The sequence below is a fragment of the Halalkalicoccus sp. NIPERK01 genome (genome assembly GCF_030287405.1).
Classification (GTDB): Archaea; Halobacteriota; Halobacteria; order Halobacteriales; family Halalkalicoccaceae; genus Halalkalicoccus.
Window position 1 is genome coordinate 1 of the sequence record NZ_JASVVV010000035.1, and the last position, 268, is coordinate 268.

Below are 268 nucleotides of genomic sequence, written 5' to 3' on the forward strand. Positions count from 1 at the left end.
CGTGCGGTCCATTACCGAGGTTGAGTTATCCGCCTCGTTGAACAGGCCGGCGCGAACGATCTCCATCATAAGGTCCGCGGGAATGTCGCCGATAAACCTTCCGGTGTTCCGCCGCAGCTCGCTAAGCTCAGAGGAGACGGCGTGAACCAGGAGGATGGCTACCGTGATGGACGGCGTAGGGAGGTCTTCCGTACTCCAGTCTCCGGACTCGAAGACCGCCCGGGCCGCGGCGAGCGCTCCTTGCCGGGAGACCAGATGCGGCTCCCCG

Annotated in this window: 1 protein-coding gene; it reads right to left on the minus strand. The window is 64.2% G+C overall.

Annotated features, from left to right (window positions below; genetic code table 11):
* Positions 1–268, minus strand: a 268-nt coding sequence (locus QRT08_RS18460) for a hypothetical protein (RefSeq protein WP_286047461.1), incomplete at both ends; no start/stop codon positions are given.